This window comes from Rhizobium mongolense subsp. loessense (assembly GCF_900099775.1).
GTDB lineage: Bacteria > Pseudomonadota > Alphaproteobacteria > Rhizobiales > Rhizobiaceae > Rhizobium > Rhizobium loessense.
The window spans coordinates 370,960-393,510 of sequence record NZ_FMTM01000003.1 but is presented as its reverse complement, the minus strand read 5'-3'; the positions used below and the strand labels follow the sequence as shown (position 1 = coordinate 393,510).

Sequence of the window (22,551 nt, the reverse complement as noted above, 5' to 3'; positions counted from 1 at the left end):
CCGGATGCGTCAGTTTGATGGGACCGCAGGTGCCGGGGCTTGAGGTGGAGCCGGAGGCGTCCTGCCGTTGGAATTGTCGAAATACCGGAAGAATTCCGTATTGGGCGACAGCACCAGCGTCGTATCCTGGGACGAAAGCGCGGAGGAATAGGCCGCCATCGAACGATAGAACTCGAAGAACGACGGATCCTTGCCGAAGGAGTCTGCGAAGATGCGGTTGCGCTCCGCATCACCCTGACCGCGGATGATTTCCGCGTCGCGCTGGGCTTCCGCCGTGATCTCGACCACCTGGCGATCGGCGATAGCCCGGCGACGCTGGCCCTCTTCGGTGCCTTGCGCGCGCAGCAGCTCGGCCTCGGCGAGACGCTCGGCCCGCATGCGGCCATAAGTCTGCGGCGCCACCTGTTGAGTGAGGTCGGTCCGGCGGATACGCACATCCTGGATATTGATGCCGAGATTTTCGGCGTCGCCATGCAGGTCGTCGCGCACTTCGAGCATCATCGCCACGCGCTCGTCCGAAAGGGCGGCATCAAAGTCGCGCAGACCGTAGACACGGCGGAGCGACGAATCGAGCTGGGTGCGAAGTCGCGCTTCGGCGGCCTCGCGGTCGCCCGATACCGTCTCGCGGAACTTGCGCACGTCCTTGATGTCGTAGATCACGAAAGCATCGACGTCGAACGTCGAACCGCCCCGAACCTGGACGCGAATATTGTCAAGGTCGAAGCGCAGCGCCTGCTTCTCGACGATCTGGACGCGATCGGCATCCATGAAGGCGAGAGGCAGTTTGAAGTAGATGCCCGGCTCCGTCTTCACCGACTGGATCTGGCCGAAGCGCACGACGATTGCCTGCTCGCGCGCATTGACCACGAAAACCGAGGAATAAGCGATGACCAGCACAACGGCGAGCAGGATGATGATGACGGGAAGTCTGTTCGATGTCATGGCTCAACCTCCCTGCTGTGCCGGTTTGCCGATCTCGTTGAGCGGCAGATAGGGAACGATCCCCTGCTTCTCATCGATCACGACCTTTTTGGAATTCTTCAGCACCTGTTCCATCGTCTCGAGGAATAGTCGCTTGCGGGTCACTTCGGGAGCCTTCGAATATTCTTCGTTGATGGCGGTGAAGCGCTGCGCCTCACCGTCCGCTTCCTTGACGACACGGTCCTTGTAAGCAGCCGCTGCTTCGCGAATCTGGGCCGCGTCGCCTCGTGCCTGGCCGAGCTTCTGGTTGGCATACTGGTTCGCTTCTTCGACGAGGCGCTGCTTGTCCTGTTCGGCACGCTGCACCTCTTCGAAGGCATCGGCGACATCTCGCGGCGGCGCCACGTCCTGAATGGTGACCGCGGTTACCGCAATACCCGCATTGTAACGGTCCATCGTGCCCTGCACGATGGCGGCAACCTCCGTTTCGATCGGCTGGCGGTTGTTGCGGAAGGCATCCTGCGCAGGGCGCCGGCCAATGATTTCGCGCATAGCGCTTTCAGCCACCTGCTGCAGCGTTTCGGCCGGATTTTCGACGTTGAAGAGATAGGCCTTGGGATCGATCACGGTAAAGAAGACCGAGAACTCGACGTTCAGGATATTCTGGTCGCCCGACAGCATGAGACCTGTCGAAGACGAGGCCGACGTCGCGCCGATATTCTGCTGCTGCACCGTCACCTTGACGATCTCGACGGTTTCCATCGGCCAGAGGTGGAAATGCAGCCCCGGCGTCGAAATCTCTTCCTTCGGCTGGCCAAAGCGAAGCTCGACACCACGCTCGTCCGGCTGGACGATGTAGATGCATTGGAAGAGCCAGAAGATGACGAGAACGGCGGCAATAATCACCGCCACGCCGCCGTTGAAACCGCCGGGTACGATGTTGCGGAGCTGATCCTGGCCGCGCCGGATGATATCTTCCAGATCGGGCGGCCCACCCCGGCCGCCGCGCGGGCGGTTCGGCCCCTGCCCCCACGGTCCCTGATTATTACCGCCGCCGCCGCCCCATGGGCCGCCGCCGCCATTCTGATTGCTCCAGGGCATCAAAACCTCGTTGTTCGTTAAACTCCCAATCGCATCGTGCCCGCGGGGGCGGCAGGCTTTAAGCGATTGTGACCGTTATAGGTATCGGCGCAGCTGCTTTCAACGCGGCATGAAGAACTTGGCGATATTTATTGATAAATATTTCGTTTTCAGGCGCTGCGGCGCTCATAGATGGCGAAGCGCGTCGGATAATTGTCCTTTTCGCCTGCCGGTACATCGATTTCTTCAACTACCATCCAGTCGGCAGGGTCGATCGAAGGGAAGGATGTGTCGCCCGCAACATGGGTCTGCACATGCGTGACGCACATCCGGTCTGCAAGCGCCATTGCCTGCGCATAGATTTCTCCGCCGCCGGCGATGATGATCTCGGTCTGGCCAGTATCGCGCGCCAGCCTTTCGGCAATGCCGATCGCCTCGGGAAAAGAACGCGCCATTGTCACATCCGATTGCTCGATCGTCGCGTGCCGGGAAATCACCACATGCGGACGTCCGGGCAGCGGCTTGCCAAAACTCTCATATGTCTTGCGCCCGACCACGAGCGGCTTGCCGAGCGTCATCGCCTTGAAGCGCTTGAGATCGGTCGAAAGCCGCCAGGGCATGTCGCCGTCCCGTCCAATGACGCCATTCTCGGCCACGGCAACGACGATGGTCTTTCTGATGTCGGACATGAATTTCCTGAGTTTGAAGTGACGGCTTGGCCGGCCGGATCTACCGCCGGGCGGGCCAACAAGCAAGTGATGCTCGATGAAATCCCCTCCCCGCCTGCGGGCACGTTCGAATGCGAGATATCGCAACGCAGCATAAGCAATTCGTAAACCACGCCGTATGTTTCAATTTTACTCCGGAAAATGCTACGTTAAGTTGAGTTTCATGGGAGACAGATCCGCGCAAAACAATCGGCCGAGCCGCATCGACCTCGTCATCGTCGCCATGGCGGCGGGGCTTTTCGCATGGGTTATCACAGGCGGCAAGGCCGGTTCTCCGGTAACGACAGGCCTGGGCACGGCATTTGCCTGGCATTTTTTGGGCTTCCCGATTATCCCGGTAAAACGCAAGGAACGCATGCTCGGTAGGGTCGGAAAGCGTCTGTTAACGGCTGTCGGCCTAATCCGGAAAGATAACGGAAGGCTGATGTGAATGATGAATGCGATGCCTCGATTTGACGTGATCTGCGACCCTATGAATCAATGGATCGTCTGGGACCACGTCACGGAGTCGCCTGCGTCGTTCGGCGGACAGATCCTCGACGGGCTGGACGAGCAGGAGGCAGGCCGGCTCGCGGAAGTCATGAACGAGCTTCACAGAAGTCAGCAAGCACTTGCCGATCGCAACGGCAAACGCTCGGTCCGCTAGGGCAATCTCCCGTCAAACGGCGACCGGGGCATCGATCCGATCGTGCGACTGATATCCTACGACCTCGAAATCGTCGATCCGATAACCGTCGATCTCGTCGGGCTCGCGCGTCAGTACCAGCTTGGGAAAGGGCATGGGCTTGCGCGCAAGCTGCTCTTTGGCCTGATCGAGGTGGTTCAGGTAGAGATGCGTATCGCCTCCGACCCAGATGAGTTCACCCCGATCCATCTGCACCTGCTGGGCGACCATCGCAAGCAATGCTGCCTGCTGGCATATATTGAAGGGCGCGCCGAGGAAAATATCGCACGAGCGCTGGTTCACGAGCATGGAAAGCTGCGGCCTGCCGCTGCCGCGCTGCAGTCCGGAAACGTGAAACTGATAGGTCATATGGCACGGAGGAAGCGCCATCTGATCAATCTCGCCCACATTCCAGGCGTGGAACAGCATGCGCCGGCTCGTCGGATTGGTCTTGAGGCTATGGATGAGCGCGCCGATCTGATCGTGCTCCACGCCGTTCCGGTCAAGCCACCGCCTCCACTGCTTGCCATAGACCGGTCCGAGATCGCCCCATTTCGCCGCGAAAGCGTCGTCTTCGAGAACGCGCTTTTCGAACATGTCCTGGGATATCTCCTCGCCCGTCGCCTTGCGGTATGCAGCAAGAGGCCAGTCCGTCCATATCTTGACGTTTTCCTTAAGCAGCGACTGGATGTTCGTCTGCCCGGTCAAAAACCAGAGCATCTCCTTCACCGCCGTCTTCCAGAAGACCTTCTTGGTCGTGAACGCAGGGAAGCTGCCGTCCGAAAGATCGAAGCGCATCATCGCGCCGAACGTCGAAAGCGTGCCCTCGCCGGTGCGATCCATCCGCCGATCGCCCTTCTCCAGCAGATGGCCCATGATGTCTAGATATTGATATTCAGGATGACGCAGCATCCGTGTCTCCCCGTGTGCAATCACATGGTCGCGGCCGATTCCGTTACCCAATTTAGGCGGTTCTGTCGCTGAAACCAACTGTGCGGAGGCTTATCCCTGCAATTCTCATGCAGCCTGCACGGTTTTGTGACATATCCCCTTTCCATGCGCTTCGGAAAACACTATATCAGCCTTGCCGGTTTTCGGACCGGCTATGGCGATAAATGAGCGGTGTAATAAACCTATTGGACCCGGGGGCGGTACCCGGCGCCTCCACCAAAAACAGCCGGTCCACGACTGCTTTTGATGGGGGCGAAACAGGATCGACAAGGGTGTAAAGATCGACTTTTTGCTCGGCATGATACCGCCGTTATCGGGTCACAAGTGTAGTTGCAAACGACAACAACGCTAAGGAATATGCTCTCGCTGCCTAACGGCGGTGCGGGAATTCCGCTCTAAGTCCTTTTGGTTAGCACCTTAAGGCGGGGTCCGAAGGCACCTGGCAACAGAAGCCTTCACCTTCTCCCTGCCGTCCAAATCATGTATTGTTTGTGAAGCTGACTCGGACACTAGCCTTTCCCAAGGCCGCCGGACATGGCATATACCCTTGTGAAAAGACTTCCGAACCAAAGAAAGACAGGAAAAGTATGGGGCAGGACCACATCCGCTACGACATTCTGGCACAGGACGCGCTACGTGGCGTGATCCGCAAGGTCTTGTCCGAAGTCGCAACGACGGGCCGCTTGCCCGGCGACCATCATTTCTTCATTACGTTTCTGACCGGCGCACCTGGCGTCCGCATCTCGCAGCATCTGAAATCCAAGTATCCGGAGCAGATGACCATCGTGATCCAGCACCAGTTCTGGGATCTTAAGATCACCGAATCGCTGTTCGAGATCGGCCTCTCCTTCTCCGACGTGCCCGAAAAGCTGGTCATCCCCTTCAATGCCATCCGCGGCTTCTATGACCCTTCGGTCAATTTCGAACTTGAGTTCGACGTGCCGCTGACGGACGGCGAGGAAGTTCCCGCGGCCGAAATCACCGCCTATCCAGTCGCACCCGAAAAAGGCGAGGAACCGCCCGCGGCAAAACCCGCCGAGGGTGACGAGAAGAAGCCGGGATCCGTCGTATCGCTCGACGCCTTCCGCAAGAAGCAGTAGATACCAAGGGAAGCAGACGCTTCCCTTTTTCATGTGCCCTTTTCCAGCCGGACCGAGGCAAGCCATGAGCGCAGAAATCGTTAATCTCCGCCAGTTCAAGAAGAAGCAGGCCCGTTCCGAAAAGGAAAAACAGGCCGAGCAGAATCGTATCCATTTCGGCCGCACCAAGACCGAGAAGCAGCTGACCAAAGCGCTGAACGAGAAGGCCGAAAAAGCACACCGACAGGGCCGGATCGAAAAGGACGAAGGCGGCGAATGACGGCGCAGAAGGGCCGAAAAGAATCCGCAGTCAATCGCTTGGCGGTATTTCCTCCCCCAATCTGTCAACTCCGCGAAAAAGGCTTGCGGAAAGCCCGATGATCCGCAAGCATTCGGCCAGCCTGCATGGACACCGCACCAGCTTCTCGCTGGAAGACGAATTCTGGGCCGAGCTGAAAGCGATCGCCACAGCCCGCGCCATTCCGCTTGCGGCCCTCATCTCCGAAATCGACGACCGGCGAGAGCCGCAAAGCAACCTCTCCTCCGCGCTGCGGATCCATGTCTTGAGCTGGTTGAAAAACCGCAGCTAGAGCGAGCCCTACTGCGGCAACGGCACGCCCGGCAAGGCATCGAAATTCAGCCGGTTGCCGGTTATCGGTGGCGGCTGGTTGAGCTGCTGCGCGCGTCGCGCTGCCTCCTCAGCAGCGGCGTTCGCCTCGGCCTCCGCCTTCGCTTTTGCTTCAGCCTCCGCTTTGGCCTTAGCCTCCGCCTCGGCCTTTTGCCGCGCAGCTTCCGCGGCAAGCGCGCGCAGGCGCTCCTCTTCGGCCTTGCGCTGGGCCTCGATCGCCGCGGCTCTTGCGCGTTGCGCATCATTAAACTTGTAGAGCGCCACCTCGCGCCGCAACCGCTGCTTTTCCAAAACGTTCGACTGCAGCCGCTCGACACGGCGGCGTTCGCGTTCGAATGCACGAAGCGACAGATATCCGGCGAGATCGGTTACATCCATCGTCCGCCCGGGCGATGCGAGCAATCCGGAATAGTTGAGCCGCAGCGCGGGCTCGGCGCCTGCAAGCGCCTCCTCGCCCGGATTGAGAGTGATGTTCAGGGATGCGTTGATGCGTTCCTGCGGCAGGCTGAGTTGCGCATTGCCGGTGACCTTGGCGAGTTCGTTGGCAACGGTGACGTTTTGCACGCGAAGCACGCCGTCGGTGATGTTGAACGGAATGCCCGTCGGCGGAAGTTTCGCCTCTCCATTGTTGAGCAGCGTTTCTACGATGGGATGTATCTTTCCGGCGTTGAGCTGGTCCTGCATCGGATCCGTTGCAGCAAGTAACGGCGGCAGGATCGCAAGGTTCAGCCCGCGCACGGCGGTCTCGCCAAGCCGCAGCTCGCCGGAACCCGTAAGCGAGCTCACGAGGTCCGTCATCGTCTTGCCGGAGGCTTCCATACCGAGAGAAAGCCCGAACTTGCCGTTCGCAACCGGCGCGCCGTCGCGCAGCCAGACGACGCCGGCAAGATCGGAATCGGACAGTGAAAGCTTGGTTTGGAAGAAGCCGGTGCCCTCGGCATTGGTGAAAAGCAGGTTGCCGGAAAGCTGGCCGCCGTCCCAGCCGCCCTTCACGTCGTTGAGCTGCAGTTCGTCGCCCTTATAAACAGCATTGGTAGTAAAGCCGGTTACCGCTGCCGACCATCCTGGCCAGAATTCCTTGGCCGAAAACTTCAGGTTGACATCCATATCCTTGAACACCGGCTGCCCAAGTACTGCGGTCGAGAAGTTGCCCGTCGCACCATCTATCATCGGGCCGTAGACGGCTTCGCCCAGCCAGGTCGCATCGGCGCGATCAAGCGCAAGTTCGCCGCTCGCTGTCGTCCTGTCTGTCTTGCGATCGACCGTCAGCGCACCCGAAAAATGATTATCGGCGGCATGTCCCTTGAGGTCCGAGAAGACGATCTTGTCGCCATCGATGGTTGCCGTTGTTTGCAGCCCGAAAGGCAGCCCGGTTCCCATCTGCGGCAGCGCAATGCCGTTCATCACGAGATATGGATCGAGATCGGCGCTCTCGAGCGAGACGCCAATCTGGCCGTTCATGAAATTCCCGGGACGGACATCGACTTTGCCATTCGCAGTAAAGGACGTCCGGTCTGTCGCTAAGGTCAGCGATGCATCGGCCGGATCGGTACCGCTTGCCTGGACTTTCAGGGCGAGCCGGCCGTTGGCATCGGCTTCGACCGGAAGCGGATCGAGGCCCGCCTGCCCGAACAGGATCGAGGTCGTTCTGTTTTCGAGCGTCGCCTCCAGATTGGTCGTGCCCTTGCCCGTCAGCGCCAACAGATCCGACATGCGGTAGTCGAGGTTCACGCGGCTTCCATTGGAAACGCCGGCAAGCGTCAGCGCAAGCCCATCGCCCTCGTCGCCGCCAAGCGTCAGCGCACCGCGCAGCGCCGTGTTGGTATACCAGGCGGCATTGCGCACCAGTCGGTCCATCACCGGATGCTGGGGCAGATGCTCCTTCAGCATCGTGAAGAAAGGTCCCGGATCGGCGGACTTCAAGGTGATCTCCCCCGAGCCCTTGTAATCGAGCAAGGAGCCTTCGGCCCGGCCAGTGGCGGTGATTTCGGCGCCCGCCAGATTTTTGGCGACCAGCTTGTCGACCGCAAGCGCCCCGTCAGCGATCGTAAAGCTGGTCTCGACATTCTCTGCCTCGACGCCGAAGGCGCTGAACTTATCCGCCTTCAGCTGCGCCGTAATCTTGTGGTCGAGCACATTTTCGCCTGCGTCCTGCCCCGTGAACAGACCCGTCAGCGCCCTCAGCGCATCGAGGTCGATCGCATCGCCGGTCAGGTCGACGTTCAGCAGGGGCGGCTGGTTCTCCAGCGCCTGCCGTTCCAGTTTGCCCTTCAGCGTAGCGGGGCCGATGGCAATCTCCAGATTGTTGAAGAGCTGCTGCTGATGCGTCAGGCTGACATCGGCAGAAAAGCCCGCCTGCTTCAATTGACGGATCGCGGGGTCGACCGAACCCGCAAGCCAGGAGGCAAGCCCCGAGGGCTGATTGGAGGCAACGGTAATCTGCCCGTTGAAGGAAGGGTCGCCCCTTAGCGTCAGCTGGCCCTGGCCTTCCACCTGGGTGCGGCCCGGCAGCGTCCCGACGGCATTGTCGATCGTCCAGCCGTTGCCGGCCGGCTGCAGATCGAGCTGAACGTCGCGGATGGTCGTGTCCCCGGCAACGATCGCCGGCAGCTTGACGCTCGCCTTGCCCTGCACCTGTGGCACAGGAATCTGGGCGATGATGTCGATCAGTGAATTGAGCCGCTGCCGCGCGGACAGGCCGGGATCGCGCGCGGTCTTGCCGCCTGCGCCCTGATTGCCGATCCTGTTCACATCGATCTGCTGGCCATCGGCGATCAGCAGGAACTCGGGCGCGTTGCCTGTATCGAGCGTCGCCTCGCCGGTGATCACATAAGGATCGTCCACTGAGCCGATTTCCATCCGGTACTCGGAAAGCCGGATGCGCTCGTTGGTCAGTTCGAAGCGGCCTTTGACGCGCGGCGGCAGTGCATTCTTGTCGTCGGATTTGGCCGCGCCGCGGTTCTCGACCGCAGCCGACATGAGGCCCTGATAATTCGGTTTTCTGTCTGCCAGCTTCAGCTGACCATCGAGATCGATTTTGACCGGACGCTGATCGGGTATCAGCTGCGTCCTGACCTGCAGCGCGCCGGTTTCGTCGGGCTGTCCGCTGGAAATCAAAAAGCTGCCATGCTCGCCGTCGAGCGCCGCATCGCCTTCGATCCGCCAGGGGCCTGCCAGCGACCGGGCCGACATTTCCGCGTTCAGCCCCGTAATACTGCGGGCGCGGCCGGACTGATCGTCGATGAACTGCACGTCGCCGCCGGTGACATGCACACTTTCCAGAACGACGGTCTTTGCAGGAATCTCTGGCCGGCTGCCGCGCATCCAATCGAGCGTGCCGTCCTTCAACAGGCGCAGGCGCAGCTTCGGATTGACGACGCGCATATCGAAAATCAGCGCTTCGCCGGAAAGGAACGGCGCAAGTTCGGCATCCATGGCGAATTGCTCGATCTGCACGATCGGCTGGCCGTTGGTTTCCTGCCCGACACGCACGTCATGCATCGTTACCGACGGAAAAGGCAAAAGGCGCGCATCGACCGTGCCGTGCACCGTCACCTTCTTGCCGATGATGCGGCTTGCCTGATCTTCGAAATTCCTGCGAAAGTCAGTCCAGTCGATGAAAAGCGGCGCGAGCAGTGCCACAAAGAGCACTACGACGATCACTCCCCCCAAAAAGACGAGGAACCGGCCTATCAAATCAAGCATTCTCCATTCGGGATTCCGTTGCCGACACTACTGTCATTCATGCCGGGAGCAAAGCCGAAGATCATGGGATTGTTCCGTTTTCAGACAAGATGAAAAATCTTGCCCGGATTGAAGATATTGTCAGGATCGAGCGCCTGCTTCACCTGCCGCATAAGATCGACGGCACCGCCGAGTTCCTGCTCGAGAAACGCCATCTTTCCCTGTCCTATTCCATGCTCTCCGGTGCACGTTCCATCCATCGCGAGGGCCCGCTGGTTGAGCCGCACCACGAAATTCTCCGCAACTGCGACACCTTCCGCCGTCTTGTCGTCGAACAGGAGAAGCACGTGAAAATTGCCATCTCCCGCATGGCCAACAATCGGCGCCAGCAAACCATGTTCCTGGATATCGGCCTGCGTCTCGGCAACGCAATCGGCAAGCCGCGATATCGGAACACAAACATCGGTCGAAAGTGCGGCAAGTCCGGGCGCCAGCGCGCGGCAGGCCCAATAAGCATCGTGCCGTGCCTTCCAGAGCTTGTTACGCTCCTCGGCGTTTGCCGTCCAAAGGAATTCGCCGCCACCGCATTCGGCCGCGATCTCGGCGAACTGCGCCGATTGAAGCTCGACGGTCTCGTCGCTTCCGTGGAATTCCAGGAAGAGCGTCGGGCTCTCGGCGTAAGTCAGGCCCGAATAGGCGTTGCATGCCCGCATCTGCACGTCATCGAGCAATTCGATGCGAGCGACTGGAATGCCCATCTGGATTGTCATGATGACCGCGTCGCAGGCGGCTTTGATTGTCGGGAAGGAGCAAGCCCCGCCTGCGATTTTCTGGGGAATTCCCTGCAGCCGCAGCGTCACCGAGGTCAAAATCCCGAGCGTGCCTTCGGCGCCGACGAAAAGGCGCGTCAGGTCGTAACCCGCAGAGGATTTGCGCGCCCGGCGCGCGGTGCGGATTTCCTTGCCATTCGCAGTCACGGCCGTGACCGAGAGCACATTGTCCTTCATCGTGCCATAGCGCACGGCGTTGGTTCCGGACGCCCGCGTCGAAGCCATGCCGCCGATCGAGGCATTCGCGCCGGGGTCGATGGGAAAAAAGAGGCCAGTATCGCGGAGATAAACATTCAGTTCCTCGCGTGTGATACCCGGCTCGACGGTACAATCGAGGTCTTCGGCATTCACTTCGAGAACCCGGTTCATCCGGCTGAAATCGATCGAAATCCCGCCGTTCGGGGCATTCACCTGCCCCTCCAGCGAAGAACCGGTGCCAAAGCCGATTACCGGCACCTGGTGTTCGGCGCAGACCTTAACGGCCGCCTTCACGTCATCGGCCGTCTCGGCAAACAGCACACCGTCGGGCAATTGCGCCGGAATGTAGGTGGTCGTATGCGCATGCTGGGCGCGGAAGGATTCGCCGGTCTGGAAGCGCTCGCCGAAGCGCTGTTTCAAGATGCCGACGACCGCCGAAATGCCCTCCTCGTTGCGTTTTCCAGCCTTTGCATCGCTGAGCGCCATCCTGTTGATCTCCCATACTATCCGCCGTCACGGGCAGGTTGGTATGGGACAACGAATGGCGCCTGTCCAGTCAAGAGTCTCGTGAGATGGCTCAAACGAGCGGAGGATTGAGCCGAGCGAAGCCTTCCTGCCGCCTGTACGGGAAATACGGATAAGGCGCCGACACCGCACTGACCTTTTCAAGCCTTTCGACCTGCTCCTTCGTCAGCGACCAACCGACGGCACCGAGGTTCTGGCGCAGCTGCTCTTCGTTGCGCGCCCCGATGATGACACTGGACACGGTTGGCCTCGCGGTCAGCCAGTTGATGGCGATCTGCGGCACGGTCTTGCCCGTCTCCGCGGCAATCTCATCGAGAATGTCGACAATGTTGAAGAGCATTTCGTCATCGACCGGCGGGCCATACTCCGCCGTCTGGTGCAGCCGGCTTCCTTCCGGGAGTGGCTGGCCGCGGCGGATCCGGCCGGTCAACCTTCCCCAGGCAAGTGGACTCCAGACAAGCGCACCCACGCCTTGGTCGGCAGCGAGCGGCATTAGTTCCCATTCGTAGTCCCGGCCCGCCAGCGAATAATAGACCTGATGGGCCACGTATCGCGCGTAGCCATGCCGCTCCGAGACGGCGAGCGATTTCATCAGCTCCCAGCCGGCGAAATTCGACGCGCCGATATAGCGGAGCTTTCCGGCAGCAATGAGTCGATCGAGCGTCGAAAGCACCTCCTCGACGGGCGTCGAGGCATCAAAGGCATGCAGTTGCAGCAAATCGATATAGTCTGTGCCGAGGCGGCGAAGCGCGTCGTCGACGGATTTGATCAGCCGCAAGCGCGAGGTTCCCCAATCTGCCGGCCCCTCACCCATCGGCAAGGCCATCTTCGTGGAGATGAGCACAGCGTCGCGCTTGCCGCTGATCGCCTGCCCCAGAACCTTCTCCGATGCGCCCGCCGAATAGACGTCGGCGGTATCGAAGAGATTGACGCCTGCCTCAAGGCAAATATCGACCAGACGCCGCGCCTGCGCCGCGTCGGTATTGCCCCATGCGCCGAACAATGGACCGCTGCCGCCGAAGGTGCCCGCGCCGAAACTCAAGACCGGCACCCTGAGGCCGGATACACCGAGACTTCTGTATTCCATGGACTGTCTCCTGTTGTCTTGAGGAGAGATAGACACTCACTAAGGCGCGATATAGATTGCCAGCGAGAAAGTCATTTGTGATTTGAATTCATCATGAGCCGTCAGGACATCAATCGCTCCGGCGAAATGGACGTCTTCGTGCGCGCCGTCGAACTCGGCGGCTTTACCGCCGCGGCGACCGCCTGCCGGATGACGCCGTCGGCCGTCAGCAAGCTCATCGCCCGCCTCGAAGCCCGGCTTGGCACACGTCTCATCAACCGCTCGACGCGGCGCCTGCAACTGACGCCGGAAGGCTGCGCATTCTACGAAAGAAGCGTCTCCATCCTCGCCGATATCGCCGAGGCCGAGCGCTATGCTTCAGCAGGCGAACAGGCGGCCGGGCCGATCCGTATCAATACAAGCGCGTCCTTCGGCAATCATGTGCTCGCCCCGCTCATACCATCCTTCATGGCGCTTCATCCGGCCGTGACGCTCGACATTTCCTACACGGACAAGATCGTCGATCTCATGGAGGAGCGCGCCGACGTCGCAATCCGCGCCGGACCGCTGAAGAATTCCAGCCTGATCGCCCGCAAGCTCGGCGCGGTCCGCAAGTTCATTGTCGCCTCGCCGGACTATCTTCGCCGCCATGGTGAACCGAAGTCGATTGCCGATCTCCAACGGCACTGCCGCGTCGGCTTTTCTTATTCCCGCGCCATCGGCGGCTGGCCGCTACTTGATCAAGACGACACGGTGCTTGTGCCGCTGACGCCGGGCATTCAGGTCGGCGACGGCGAAGGGATGCGCCACCTGGCACTTTCCGGCGCCGGCCTCGCGCGCCTTGCCGTCTTCACTGTTCGAGCCGATATCGCCGCAGGAAGACTGGTATCTGTCCTTGAAGATCTGAACCCCGGCGACCTTGAGGAATTCTATGCCGTCTATATCGGCCAAGGCGGTCCGCTGCCCGCCCGCGTCCGCGTACTGCTCGATTTTCTCGCAGCCAACGTTCGCCTCTAGGCCGAGCCTTGCGCCTGCCGCAATGCTGCTATTCGGCTGGCGCGCGCCAGGCGGAATTTTCGCCAAGCAAGACATATTTCGCAATTGCGGCCGGCTGAACCTGCCCATATACCGGCAATAGATTTCCGGCTGCTCCCGCCGGTCCTTATGTTGTTGCCGATGAATTTCTCTGCCGTTCACCGCGGCCCATCGGTCGGAAAAGACAGGCGTTCGATGCCGTTTGAAGCCGCAAGCCGAGCCATACGAGAAGCCTGCCTGCCGAGATGGGTTCTGCTGCTTAGCCTCTCCACCGCTCTCGTTGTCGTTCTTGAACTTTTCGCCCTTCCGGCATCGCTGCTCGTTGGGCCGATGATCGCAGCGATCTTTCTCGCCTTGGTGATCGGCAAGGGCCAGATGCGCGTACCCTACTGGCCCTTGCAATGCGGGCAGGCTCTGGTCGGCCTGATGATGGCTCGCGCCATCACGCCGGACATTCTCGCCACGATGGCCAAGGATGCACCACTCTTCATGCTGGTCATCGTCTCGGTGATCGCCATCGCCGGCGTGCTCGGCTATCTCTTGACCCGGCTGCAGGTGCTGCCCGGCACCACCGCCGTCTGGGGCTCCTCCCCCGGCGGCGCCTCGGCCATGGTCATCATGTCGGAGGCCTATGGCGCTGATGCCCGCCTTGTCGCCTTCATGCAGTATCTGCGCGTCGTCCTCGTCTGCGTTGCCGCTTCCGGCGTCTCGCGTCTCTGGGTCGGCGCCGACGGCGAGCTGCCACCGCTCGTTCTCTTCCCGCCGATCGACTGGTCGGCATTTGCCGCTACTGTGCTGCTTGCCTGTTGTTGCGTCTATGCTACCTTCCGTTTCCGCATCCAGGGTGGCACCATCATCCTGCCGCTTCTCGCAGGCTCTCTGTTGCAGGGTTTCGACCTCCTGACGATCGAGCTGCCGATGTGGCTGCTCGCGATCAGCTATGCCCTGATCGGCTGGAGCATCGGACTGCGCTTCACCCGTTCGATCCTGAAGCATGCCGCCCGCGCTTTGCCGCGCGTCTCCGCCTCCATCCTGCTTTTGATGTCGATCTGCGGGCTGATGGCCGTGGCCTTGCACATATTCGCGGGCATCGACCCGCTGACAGCCTATCTCGCGACCAGTCCTGGCGGTGCGGATTCGGTTGCCATCATCGCCGCCTCTAGCGATGTCGACTTGCCCTTCGTCATGGCGATGCAGGTGGGGCGGTTTGTGGTGATCCTGTTTACCGGGCCGATGCTCGCGCGCTTCATCGCGCGAAGGAGCGGCCTGGCTGAAAGCCCCGCCTGAGCGCAGCCCACTGGCCAGGCGTCATGCCGTAGGCTTTCTTGAAATGCCGGTTCAGGTGGCTCTGATCCGCAAAGCCGGTGGCAAAGGCGACGTCCGATAGCTCGCCGCCCTCGCCGATCATGGTCCGTGCCTGCTGCAGCCGCCGCATCAGAAGATAGCGATGCGGACTGGTCGCGAATGCGGCCCGGAAATGCCGCGACAATGTAAAGCGGTCGAGTCCTGTTACCGATTCAAGCTCGCCGGAACGCACCGTTCGCGTCGCATGTGCTTCAAGGTAGTCGCGGGCGCAACGGGCCTGATTCCAGGCTAGGCTGGCGGGCAGCCTGCGCAATGCCTTCGCGTGCCTTACAAGCCCGTCGGCTATGCGTATCAGGAAATCGTCGACGAAAAGCTCGTCGAGCTCTCCATCGAGATCGGTCAGTGCGCCAAGCAGGACGTCGGCAAGAACCGCATCGCTGATGACAGGCTGATCGACAAAAGGCAGCCCGAGTTTCTCGGCTTCCAGGCATTCGGCAAGCAGCGAGGGCTCCAGGTAGAGAATGCGGTATCGCAGCCCGTCATCGGTGCCCGCGCCGCCGTCATGCACTTCATCTGGATGCAACACGATCACCTGACCGGGCATGCTGAAGCGCCTTTCGCCGCGATACGAGAAGGTCTGCACGCCCTTCAGCGTCACTCCGAGCGCATAGGTGTCGTGTCTGTGCGGCTCGAAGGCATTTCCGCTGAATTTCGCCTCGATGCGTTCGATGCCGGGAAAGGCTGGCGCTGCGACAATGCCGTCGCCGCCCTTTGGCACGCACAAACGTTCAAGACCTTCGAAAACCTGCGGCGTTACATCCTGGCTCAACGCGACCTCGAAACCGCACGAAAGAGACTGGAATGTTTGATACCAAAATTGCGATCGTTCTGCGAAACAATCTTGAGTCATGGCAGAAGCTGAATGTAACCGCCTTTTTGATGAGCGGCATCGCCGGGCAAAATCCGGCGCTCATCGGCGAAGCCTACAAGGACCGCGCCGGCAACACCTACAATGCCATGTCAGTTCAGCCGATCATCGTGCTATCGGCCGATGAGGCGACGATTTCAGCGATACATCGCCGCGTGCTGGAGCGCGAGATTCCATCCTCGCTGTTCATCGAGGAGATGTTTGCGACCGGCCATGACGCCGCCAATCGCGCCGTCTTTGCCGAATACGCGCCGGAAGATGCCAGGGTCGTGGGGGTCGGTCTGCGCGCCGGCAAGAAGATCGTCGACAAAATCACTAAGGGCGCGAAAATGCATGCCTGAAATGAAAAACGGCCGGCGATGACCGGCCGTTTTTGATAAATGTGGCGCAGCTCAGCTCTGCGTGATTGGCGCGATCTGGATCTCGACGCGGCGGTTCTGGGCGCGGCCAGCCTCCGTCGCGTTCGACGCGACCGGTTGCGACGGACCAAAGCCGACGGCAGAGACGCGACGCTGGTCGATACCCTGTCCGCCGAGATAACCGGCAACCGAAAGGGCGCGGCGCTGCGACAGATCCTGGTTATGCTGCAGGCTGCCGGTGGAATCCGTATGGCCGTTGACATCGATCAGTGTGCGGTTGAACTTCCTGAGCACGATCGCTACCGAGTTCAGCGTCGGATAGAAGCCCGGCTTCACGGCGTCCTGGTCGATGTCGAAGGTGATGTTCGAGGGCATGTTCAAGATGATGTTGTCGCCGTTACGCGTCACCGAAATGCCGGTGCCCTGGAGCTGGGCGCGGAGTTCCGCTTCCTGCTGGTCCATGTAGTTGCCGATCGCGCCGCCTGCGAGCGCGCCGAGGCCGGCGCCGATCAGCGCCGCATTGCGCGGGCCATGTCCGCGTCCACCAAGGGCGGCACCCGCAAGCGCTCCGCCGACAGCCCCGAGCATTGCCCCGCCTGCGGTATTCGACATTTTCTGCTCGCCCGTATAGGGGTCGGTCGTGGTGCAGGCGGTCAGGTAGCTGGCGGCCACCGCCAGAAGTACGAATTTCTTGATCATGGACAGAAAGCTCTCCGTTCGAAGCTGGCCCGAGCAAATATTATGGAATGCGGCAACAAGATGAACGCGTCCCCTCCGATAAAACAAAATCAGTGGAATGGACACGTCTCGCTTGCACAAATCACGAGGATATCGCCAATTTGCCACAGCAGTCTCGACAGGCCTATCGAGACAGGCGGAACCGGATGCGCGTTAGAAGTTCTGAAAGAGCTGCCTTACGGTGTCATAGCTGGCATTGGCGATCGAGAGCGCTTGCAGGCCAAGTTGCCGCTGCGTCTGCAACGCCGTAAGCTTGCTCGACTCCTCTTCCATATCGGCATCGACCAGACGCCCGATGCCTGAGCTGTAGGCGTCGAAAAGCGTTTTGGCGAACTCGTTCTGCAGCTCGATGCGTTTTTCCAGCGCACCAAAAGCCGAGCCCACAGTGGTCATCTGCCTGAGAATGCCGTCCACTACGCTGATCATCTCAGCGACCTGATCTTTTGTCGTCGAGGATGAAAGCCCGATCTCCACTTGTCCGGCGGTATTGCCCGCCTTGCTCAAAATCATGACGTAATTCTGCGAAGCGCCCATTTCCGTCGCGAAATAGGACGATGTCAAAGCGCCGTATTCGCCGCTCCCGCCGGAGCGGTCGTCGACGAGGTAGCGGGCATCCTTCGATGTGGTGACGCCCGTCGACGGCAGGTCGATATGATAGGTCAACGTGCCGACGGTGACAGTGCCGTCGGCATTGCGGATATAGGACGCCGGAATCTGCTTCGGTTCGGTGGGATTGTCTTCATCCGTCAGGACGACCCAGTTGTCGCTGTTGAAGGCTGCCGCTTCGGCGACGGAACGCAACTGTGCCTTCAGCTGCGTCAGCTCGTCATTGATCTTTTCCTTGTCGACGCCCTGTTCGGTCGCGGCGACAAGTTTCGCCTTGATTTCGGAAACGACGTCAACGGCGCTGGCAACGCCCGTATAGGCCGTACCCATGGTGGCGGCCGCCATACCGAGCGCATCCTGAATTGCAGCATGCGCCTTGTTGTCGGAGCGGGCCGTGGTCGCCACCGACCAGTAGGCGGCGTTGTCGCGGGCCTGTTCGACGCGAAAGCCAGACGAGACGCGGTTCTGCGTCCGCGTCAGGCTGTGGTTGATATCACGAAGCGTATGCAGCGCCGCATCGACAGATGTGCGTTGAAAAATACTCACGGGAACAGAACTCCGAACACAACTACATGCTACTTACAAACAGCGAACCGTGTCCCCGAAACGTCATGTTCGGGCGCTGAAATCAGCGGGTGGGCAAGCCTCCGAAACGCTGGAGGCATCTGATCGGTTACGGGTAGATCATTGCGATTTATGCTTAAGAAACATCTAACGTTCAGAAGAAATTTATTCTGTTTTGCAACCGTTCATTGACCACGAAAACGCCGCCACGATGGGAGGCGGCCGTTTAAAGCAGACGGAGTCTAATCTATTCCGCGGCCTGCAGATGCTTGGGATCGGGCACCGGTTTCGGCCGTGCCGCAATCGCCATCTCCTCGTGCAAACGGGCTTCCTCATGGGCATGTGGCTTGGCAAAGCGCGCCACAAGAAGATAGGCGACCGGCGTGATAAGGAGCGTGACCAGCGTTGCGAAACCCAGTCCGCCGACGATCACCCAGCCGAGCGCGATGCGCGCTTCCGCGCCTGCGCCATGCGCAAAGACCAGCGGAACGCCTCCGAGGATGGTGGCGATCATCGTCATCATGACCGGGCGCAGCCGCAGCGCACAGGCGCGTTCGATCGCCTCGCGCACTTCCACCCCGCGGTCGCGGAGCTGGTTGGCGAACTCGACGATTAAGATGCCGTTCTTCGCCATGACACCGACGAGCAGAACGAGGCCGATCTGGCTGTAGATGTTAAGGCTCGATCCCGTGATAATGAGCGCGAAGACGGCGCAGGCAAGCCCAAGCGGCACTGTCGACATGATGATCAGCGAGGACAGCACGCTTTCGAACTGCGCCGCCAGCACCAGGAAGATGATCACGATCGCAAAGCCGAAGGTAAGTGCCATGCCGCTGGAGTTCTCTTCGAGGGTTGCCGCTTCGGCAAGCGGAATTAGACGCGCCCCTGGCGGCAGGATCGGCTCGGCAAGTTCCGTCACCTGCTTGACGGCATCGCCGAGCGACATGCCCTCCTTGAGGCCCGCCGTGATCGCGACGGAAGCGAGTTGCGATTCACGGTTCAACTGCGGCGCAACCGCGCCTTCCTTCATCGAAGCGATGACGGACATGGGTACGATCTTGCCCTCGCCTGTCTTCAGGAAGACGTTTTCGAGGTCCGTCGGATCATCGATCGGCCGCATGGTCGAAGTGAGCAGAACCGGATAGGCATCACCATTGACGAAGACGTCGACGACGGAACGTCCCTCAAGCAGCGACTGCATCGCTGTCGAAAGCCCGGTGATATCGATGCCGAGATCGGAGGCCCGCTCGCGGTCGATCGTGACCGAAACCTGCGCCTGTGTCGGCTCGTTAGTGAGCCGCGGCGTATCATACTGACCGGTCGCATCCAGCGCCTGCACCAGCTTGACGGCGGCAGACGTCAGGAGGTCGTAGTCATTGCCGACGAGCGCCATCTGCAGGCCGCTGCCGGCGCCGCGAATGCGCAAGCTGTTCGAGGATATCGCATTGCCGCGAAGTGCAGGCACGCGCGATGCCGCCCGGTTGATATCCTGGACGATCTCCGCCTGCGTTCGGTCACGCTCGCCCCAGGGCGCCAGCGTCAGCACCATGAAGCCGCTATTGGCCGAGCCGCCCTGACCGGAGATCGAAAAGACGTTCCTGATGTCGCCGTTGTCGACCAGCGGCTGTAGATATTCTTCGACGAGCTGCAGCTTGTCGCGCGTATATTCGAGGCTCGATCCCTGCGGCGCGGTGAGCCGCATCATCACCATGGCGCGGTCCTCGCTGGGCGTAAGCTCGCTCTTGACCGTCGAGAAGGCGACAAGCGCCGCCCCGGCAAAGAAGACAGACGCGACAATGACGACCAAGGGCGCGTTGAGGCAACGCTGCAGGCTCCATTGATAGACACGCGCAAACGCCCCGCCGAAGTGGCCGAGCGCGCCATGATCCTCCAGCATTGGCCTCGTCAGCATGCGCGAGGCGAGCATCGGACAAAGCGTCAGGGCGACGATCGACGAGAGACCGACCGAGAAGGCCAGCACGAAGCCGAACTCCCGGAAGAGACCGCCCACCTGCCCCGGCAGGAATGACAGCGGAATGAAGACGGCGGCAAGCGTTGCCGTGGTCGCGATGACCGCGAAGAAGACCTCGCGCGTGCCGAGGACGGCCGCCGCCCGCGGACCCATGCCTTCGGCGCGCCGCCGCACGATGTTCTCGAGCACCACGATCGCATCATCGACGACGAGACCCGTCGCCAGCACGATGGCGAGCAGCGTCAGGATATTGATCGAAAAGCCCACGAGATAGATCGCAGCCAGCGTGCCGATCAATGCCACCGGCATGCTGACCGCCGGGATCAAGGTTGCCCGCCAGTCTCGCAGGAAGAGGTAGATGACGCCGGTGACGATGACGCCGGCAAGGATCAGCGCCAACACGACCTCGTGGATCGCTCCCTGGATGAACACGGCGTCGTCGCTGGTAATCGCGATCTTCGTGCCTTCCGGCAGCGTCTTCGAAAGCTGCTCGACCACCGTCTTGATGCCGCTCGAAATATTGAGCGTATTCGATTGCGCCTGGCGGATGACGCCGAGGCCGATGCCGCGCTTGCCATTGGAGCGCAGCGCTGTATCGCCGTCGCGCGGCCCGAGCGTCACCGTCGCGACGTCGCCGAGACGCACGCGGTCCTGAAGGATGACATTGGCGAAATCCTCCGGCTTCTGGAGGCTCGCCGTGGCGCGCACCACGATGTCCTGTGTCGTGCTCTTCAGCGATCCGGCAGGAACGTCGAGGGCTGAGTTGTCGAGCGCCTCCGTCAGATCGCCGACCGTCAGCCCGCGGCTTGCGAGAGCGCCCTGATCGACATCGACCCGGAAGATCTTTTCCTGGTCGCCATATTGCTCGACATCGGCAACGCCATCGACGGAGGCCAGCCGGTCGACGATCTCGTTTTCGACGAGGAGCGTCAGGTCATCCATGTTGAGCTTGGTCGAGGTGACCGCAAGACGCATGATCGGCTGTGAATCCGCGTCCGCCTTGACGATCTGCGGGGCGTCGGCATCGTCGGGAAGCTGCTCCATGATGCGCCCGATCGCATCGCGTACGTCGTTTGCGGCTACGGCGAGATCGACGGTATCGGAGAACTCCAGCGTCACGCGGCTTTGGCCGAATTGCGATTGCGAGGAGATCGATTTCAGGCCGCTGACGCGCGCAACTGCGCCTTCGATGACCTTCGTCACCTCTTGATCGATCGTCTGCGGTGCAGCGCCGTCGAACATGGTGCGCACGGTCACGACCGGGCGGTCGACATCCGGCAGTTCGCGCACTTCGACCCCGGCATAGGCAGCAAGACCCGCCACCACCATCAGCGTATTGAAAACCAGCGCCAGGATCGGTCGGCGCACGAAGAGCGCCGTAAAGGTCTGCTTGCCGGAGGCTCTCTCTGGAAGTTCGGTGACGGTCACGTTCATTGTGTCTTGGCCCCGTTGTTCGAGGCCAGTTCATTGCCGGTCCGCACCAGCCCGCCCTCGCGGACGCGCTGCAGGCCCTGCGTCACGATGGCGTCCCCATCCTTGATGCCGGCCTTTACGAGGACGAAATCCGGATTGCGTTGCACGATGCTGACGCGCACCTTGTGCGACTTGCCGTCGACCACCTGCCAGACGAAAGAGCCCTGTGAATCCCACTGAACGGAAACCGGATCGACCGCAGGATATTTGTCGCCGGCGAACTTCATGCTGACATTGAAGGACATGCCGGCGCGAAGCTCATCCGCGCGGTTGTCGATCTTGGCGCGGATGCGCAGGGTCCGGCTGGCCGCGTCGATGCGGTTGTCGACCGCCTGGACCTCTCCGGTGAACGCCTGTCCCGGCCGCGCGACCGACGTTACCTCAACCGGCTGGCCGACGGAAACCGTATTGGCGAAGCGCTCCGGCACCCAGTAGTCGACGAGGATTTCCGAGCGGTCGTCGAGCGTCACGATCGGCGTGCTGGTGGTCACGTTGTCGCCGATGTTGACTGGGACGATACCGACGATGCCGTCGATCGGCGCCACGATGTTGCGGCGGGTGAGATTGAGTTCGGCGGCCTGCAGCTGCAGCCGCGCGCCTTGCTCGGCGATCTCGGCATCGAATACGTCCATGCGCGCAACGCTGGATTTGATGTTGTGATAGAGATTGGATTTCTCGATCGCGCTCTTCAGCGCCACTTCGGCCTGCCCCTTGGCGATCACCTGCTCCTCGCTGTCGAGCTTGGCAAGCACCTGACCCTGCTTGACCTTATCGCCGGACTTGATGAGGATTTCGCGGATCGTGCCCATTGCCTGCGGCGTCACCGCCACCGAGCGGATCGCGTCGCCTGTGCCAATTGCGTTGAGCCGGTCGTTGACCACGCCCTGCACGACAGCCTGTGTCACGACCAGAACGGCGTTGTTGCGCCCGCCGCCATTGCGTCCTCCACCGCCCTGGGCGCCCTCGCCTTGCGCCGACGCACCCCCACCGGGCTCCACGGGAGGAGCCACCTTGGCGACAAGGTTTTCCGGGACCCCGGCACTTCTCAGAACATCAGCCGCACCCGGCACAAGGAAAATCCATCCGGCAAAGCCGGCTGCAATAACGATAAGAGAAAGAATAAACTGCTTCCAAAAAGCCATTCACGTCTCCGAAGGGACCCGGGGTCAGACCTGGGAGGATCGAAAGAGCGCCTTTAGACATATTCCCCACCTGAC

20 protein-coding genes and 1 other RNA gene are annotated in these 22,551 nt (G+C 60.9%); 9 read left to right on the top strand and 12 right to left on the bottom strand.

Features of this window, described 5'->3' with window-relative positions; genetic code table 11:
* Window positions 1-9: 9 nt before the first annotated feature.
* From hflC to BLP23_RS13090, 3 genes are all read right to left on the bottom strand, one after another.
* A complete protein-coding gene (gene hflC, locus BLP23_RS13100) occupies window positions 10-942 on the bottom strand; it encodes a protease modulator HflC (RefSeq protein ID WP_092585273.1) in 933 nt (310 codons plus the stop codon).
* Between the two features lie 3 nt (window positions 943-945).
* A complete protein-coding gene (hflK, locus tag BLP23_RS13095; RefSeq protein WP_092585272.1) occupies window positions 946-2,022 on the bottom strand; it encodes an FtsH protease activity modulator HflK in 1,077 nt (358 codons plus the stop codon).
* A gap of 149 nt (window positions 2,023-2,171) precedes the next feature.
* Window positions 2,172-2,690 carry a dihydrofolate reductase gene (locus BLP23_RS13090; RefSeq protein ID WP_092585271.1) on the bottom strand — a complete coding sequence of 173 codons (519 nt, stop codon included), beginning with the start codon at window positions 2,688-2,690 and terminating at the stop codon, window positions 2,172-2,174.
* 202 nt (window positions 2,691-2,892) lie between these two features.
* On the opposite strand from BLP23_RS13090, the gene BLP23_RS13085 reads away from it, so the two are divergent.
* The gene (locus tag BLP23_RS13085; protein WP_092585270.1) at window positions 2,893-3,159 is read left to right on the top strand and encodes a hypothetical protein; all 267 of its coding nucleotides are present in this window, start codon (window positions 2,893-2,895) and stop codon (window positions 3,157-3,159) included.
* Window positions 3,160-3,375 carry a hypothetical protein gene (locus tag BLP23_RS13080; protein ID WP_092585269.1) on the top strand — a complete coding sequence of 72 codons (216 nt, stop codon included), beginning with the start codon at window positions 3,160-3,162 and terminating at the stop codon, window positions 3,373-3,375. It begins immediately after the preceding gene.
* Window positions 3,376-3,387: 12 nt separating this feature from the next.
* Here BLP23_RS13080 and BLP23_RS13075 read toward each other — a convergent pair whose 3' ends face one another.
* Complete coding sequence (locus BLP23_RS13075; protein WP_092585268.1) at window positions 3,388-4,305, bottom strand: thymidylate synthase; 918 nt, start codon at window positions 4,303-4,305, stop codon at window positions 3,388-3,390.
* A gap of 135 nt (window positions 4,306-4,440) precedes the next feature.
* Here BLP23_RS13075 and ssrA point away from each other — a divergent pair.
* From ssrA to BLP23_RS13055, 4 genes are all read left to right on the top strand, one after another.
* Window positions 4,441-4,804: a transfer-messenger RNA gene (ssrA, locus tag BLP23_RS13070) on the top strand.
* Window positions 4,805-4,931: 127 nt separating this feature from the next.
* Window positions 4,932-5,444, top strand: a complete 513-nt coding sequence (locus BLP23_RS13065) for an SspB family protein (protein ID WP_074068899.1) — start codon at window positions 4,932-4,934, stop codon at window positions 5,442-5,444.
* 64 nt (window positions 5,445-5,508) lie between these two features.
* Window positions 5,509-5,703 (top strand): DUF4169 family protein, encoded by a 195-nt coding sequence (locus tag BLP23_RS13060; protein ID WP_092585267.1) that lies wholly within the window; start codon window positions 5,509-5,511, stop codon window positions 5,701-5,703.
* A gap of 97 nt (window positions 5,704-5,800) precedes the next feature.
* The gene (locus BLP23_RS13055) at window positions 5,801-6,013 is read left to right on the top strand and encodes a ribbon-helix-helix domain-containing protein (protein WP_092585266.1); all 213 of its coding nucleotides are present in this window, start codon (window positions 5,801-5,803) and stop codon (window positions 6,011-6,013) included.
* 8 nt (window positions 6,014-6,021) lie between these two features.
* Here BLP23_RS13055 and BLP23_RS13050 read toward each other — a convergent pair whose 3' ends face one another.
* From BLP23_RS13050 to BLP23_RS13040, 3 genes are all read right to left on the bottom strand, one after another.
* Complete coding sequence (locus BLP23_RS13050; RefSeq protein WP_092585265.1) at window positions 6,022-9,747, bottom strand: AsmA family protein; 3,726 nt, start codon at window positions 9,745-9,747, stop codon at window positions 6,022-6,024.
* 89 nt (window positions 9,748-9,836) lie between these two features.
* Window positions 9,837-11,249 carry an FAD-binding oxidoreductase gene (locus tag BLP23_RS13045; RefSeq protein ID WP_092585264.1) on the bottom strand — a complete coding sequence of 471 codons (1,413 nt, stop codon included), beginning with the start codon at window positions 11,247-11,249 and terminating at the stop codon, window positions 9,837-9,839.
* A 91-nt stretch (window positions 11,250-11,340) separates the two neighbouring features.
* Window positions 11,341-12,375, bottom strand: a complete 1,035-nt coding sequence (locus BLP23_RS13040) for an aldo/keto reductase (protein WP_092585263.1) — start codon at window positions 12,373-12,375, stop codon at window positions 11,341-11,343.
* Between the two features lie 93 nt (window positions 12,376-12,468).
* Here BLP23_RS13040 and BLP23_RS13035 point away from each other — a divergent pair, with 93 nt between their 5' ends.
* Complete coding sequence (locus tag BLP23_RS13035) at window positions 12,469-13,371, top strand: LysR family transcriptional regulator (protein WP_092585262.1); 903 nt, start codon at window positions 12,469-12,471, stop codon at window positions 13,369-13,371.
* 213 nt (window positions 13,372-13,584) lie between these two features.
* Window positions 13,585-14,676: an AbrB family transcriptional regulator gene (locus BLP23_RS13030; protein ID WP_092585261.1), complete on the top strand. Its 1,092-nt coding sequence runs from the start codon at window positions 13,585-13,587 to the stop codon at window positions 14,674-14,676.
* Here the strand turns inward: BLP23_RS13030 and BLP23_RS13025 are convergent.
* A complete protein-coding gene (locus tag BLP23_RS13025) occupies window positions 14,636-15,523 on the bottom strand; it encodes an AraC family transcriptional regulator (RefSeq protein ID WP_092585260.1) in 888 nt (295 codons plus the stop codon). The genes BLP23_RS13030 and BLP23_RS13025 overlap by 41 nt on opposite strands.
* Window positions 15,524-15,555: 32 nt before the next feature.
* On the opposite strand from BLP23_RS13025, the gene BLP23_RS13020 reads away from it, so the two are divergent.
* A complete protein-coding gene (locus BLP23_RS13020) occupies window positions 15,556-15,963 on the top strand; it encodes a DUF2000 family protein (protein ID WP_092585259.1) in 408 nt (135 codons plus the stop codon).
* 51 nt (window positions 15,964-16,014) lie between these two features.
* Here BLP23_RS13020 and BLP23_RS13015 read toward each other — a convergent pair whose 3' ends face one another.
* From BLP23_RS13015 to BLP23_RS13000, 4 genes are all read right to left on the bottom strand, one after another.
* Window positions 16,015-16,680 (bottom strand): YiaD family glycine zipper/OmpA-like lipoprotein, encoded by a 666-nt coding sequence (locus tag BLP23_RS13015; protein WP_092585258.1) that lies wholly within the window; start codon window positions 16,678-16,680, stop codon window positions 16,015-16,017.
* Between the two features lie 192 nt (window positions 16,681-16,872).
* Complete coding sequence (locus tag BLP23_RS13010) at window positions 16,873-17,871, bottom strand: flagellin N-terminal helical domain-containing protein (protein WP_092585257.1); 999 nt, start codon at window positions 17,869-17,871, stop codon at window positions 16,873-16,875.
* 265 nt (window positions 17,872-18,136) lie between these two features.
* Window positions 18,137-21,289 carry an efflux RND transporter permease subunit gene (locus BLP23_RS13005; RefSeq protein WP_092585571.1) on the bottom strand — a complete coding sequence of 1,051 codons (3,153 nt, stop codon included), beginning with the start codon at window positions 21,287-21,289 and terminating at the stop codon, window positions 18,137-18,139.
* Between the two features lie 2 nt (window positions 21,290-21,291).
* The gene (locus BLP23_RS13000; RefSeq protein WP_092585256.1) at window positions 21,292-22,476 is read right to left on the bottom strand and encodes an efflux RND transporter periplasmic adaptor subunit; all 1,185 of its coding nucleotides are present in this window, start codon (window positions 22,474-22,476) and stop codon (window positions 21,292-21,294) included.
* Window positions 22,477-22,551: the final 75 nt, after the last annotated feature.

Excerpts from the sequence above, each read along its gene's own strand:
- BLP23_RS13085 (WP_092585270.1), top strand. The coding sequence starts at position 2,893 with ATGGGAGACAGATCCGCGCAAAACAATCGGCCGAGCCGCATCGACCTC.
- hflC (WP_092585273.1), bottom strand. The coding sequence starts at position 942 with ATGACATCGAACAGACTTCCCGTCATCATCATCCTGCTCGCCGTTGTG.
- BLP23_RS13080 (WP_092585269.1), top strand. The coding sequence starts at position 3,160 with ATGATGAATGCGATGCCTCGATTTGACGTGATCTGCGACCCTATGAAT.
- BLP23_RS13030 (WP_092585261.1), top strand. The coding sequence starts at position 13,585 with ATGCCGTTTGAAGCCGCAAGCCGAGCCATACGAGAAGCCTGCCTGCCG.
- hflK (WP_092585272.1), bottom strand. The coding sequence starts at position 2,022 with ATGCCCTGGAGCAATCAGAATGGCGGCGGCGGCCCATGGGGCGGCGGC.
- BLP23_RS13020 (WP_092585259.1), top strand. The coding sequence starts at position 15,556 with ATGTTTGATACCAAAATTGCGATCGTTCTGCGAAACAATCTTGAGTCA.
- BLP23_RS13045 (WP_092585264.1), bottom strand. The coding sequence starts at position 11,249 with ATGGCGCTCAGCGATGCAAAGGCTGGAAAACGCAACGAGGAGGGCATT.
- BLP23_RS13015 (WP_092585258.1), bottom strand. The coding sequence starts at position 16,680 with ATGATCAAGAAATTCGTACTTCTGGCGGTGGCCGCCAGCTACCTGACC.
- BLP23_RS13065 (WP_074068899.1), top strand. The coding sequence starts at position 4,932 with ATGGGGCAGGACCACATCCGCTACGACATTCTGGCACAGGACGCGCTA.
- BLP23_RS13060 (WP_092585267.1), top strand. The coding sequence starts at position 5,509 with ATGAGCGCAGAAATCGTTAATCTCCGCCAGTTCAAGAAGAAGCAGGCC.
- BLP23_RS13055 (WP_092585266.1), top strand. The coding sequence starts at position 5,801 with ATGATCCGCAAGCATTCGGCCAGCCTGCATGGACACCGCACCAGCTTC.
- BLP23_RS13000 (WP_092585256.1), bottom strand. The coding sequence starts at position 22,476 with ATGGCTTTTTGGAAGCAGTTTATTCTTTCTCTTATCGTTATTGCAGCC.
- BLP23_RS13040 (WP_092585263.1), bottom strand. The coding sequence starts at position 12,375 with ATGGAATACAGAAGTCTCGGTGTATCCGGCCTCAGGGTGCCGGTCTTG.
- BLP23_RS13075 (WP_092585268.1), bottom strand. The coding sequence starts at position 4,305 with ATGCTGCGTCATCCTGAATATCAATATCTAGACATCATGGGCCATCTG.
- BLP23_RS13035 (WP_092585262.1), top strand. The coding sequence starts at position 12,469 with ATGAGCCGTCAGGACATCAATCGCTCCGGCGAAATGGACGTCTTCGTG.
- BLP23_RS13090 (WP_092585271.1), bottom strand. The coding sequence starts at position 2,690 with ATGTCCGACATCAGAAAGACCATCGTCGTTGCCGTGGCCGAGAATGGC.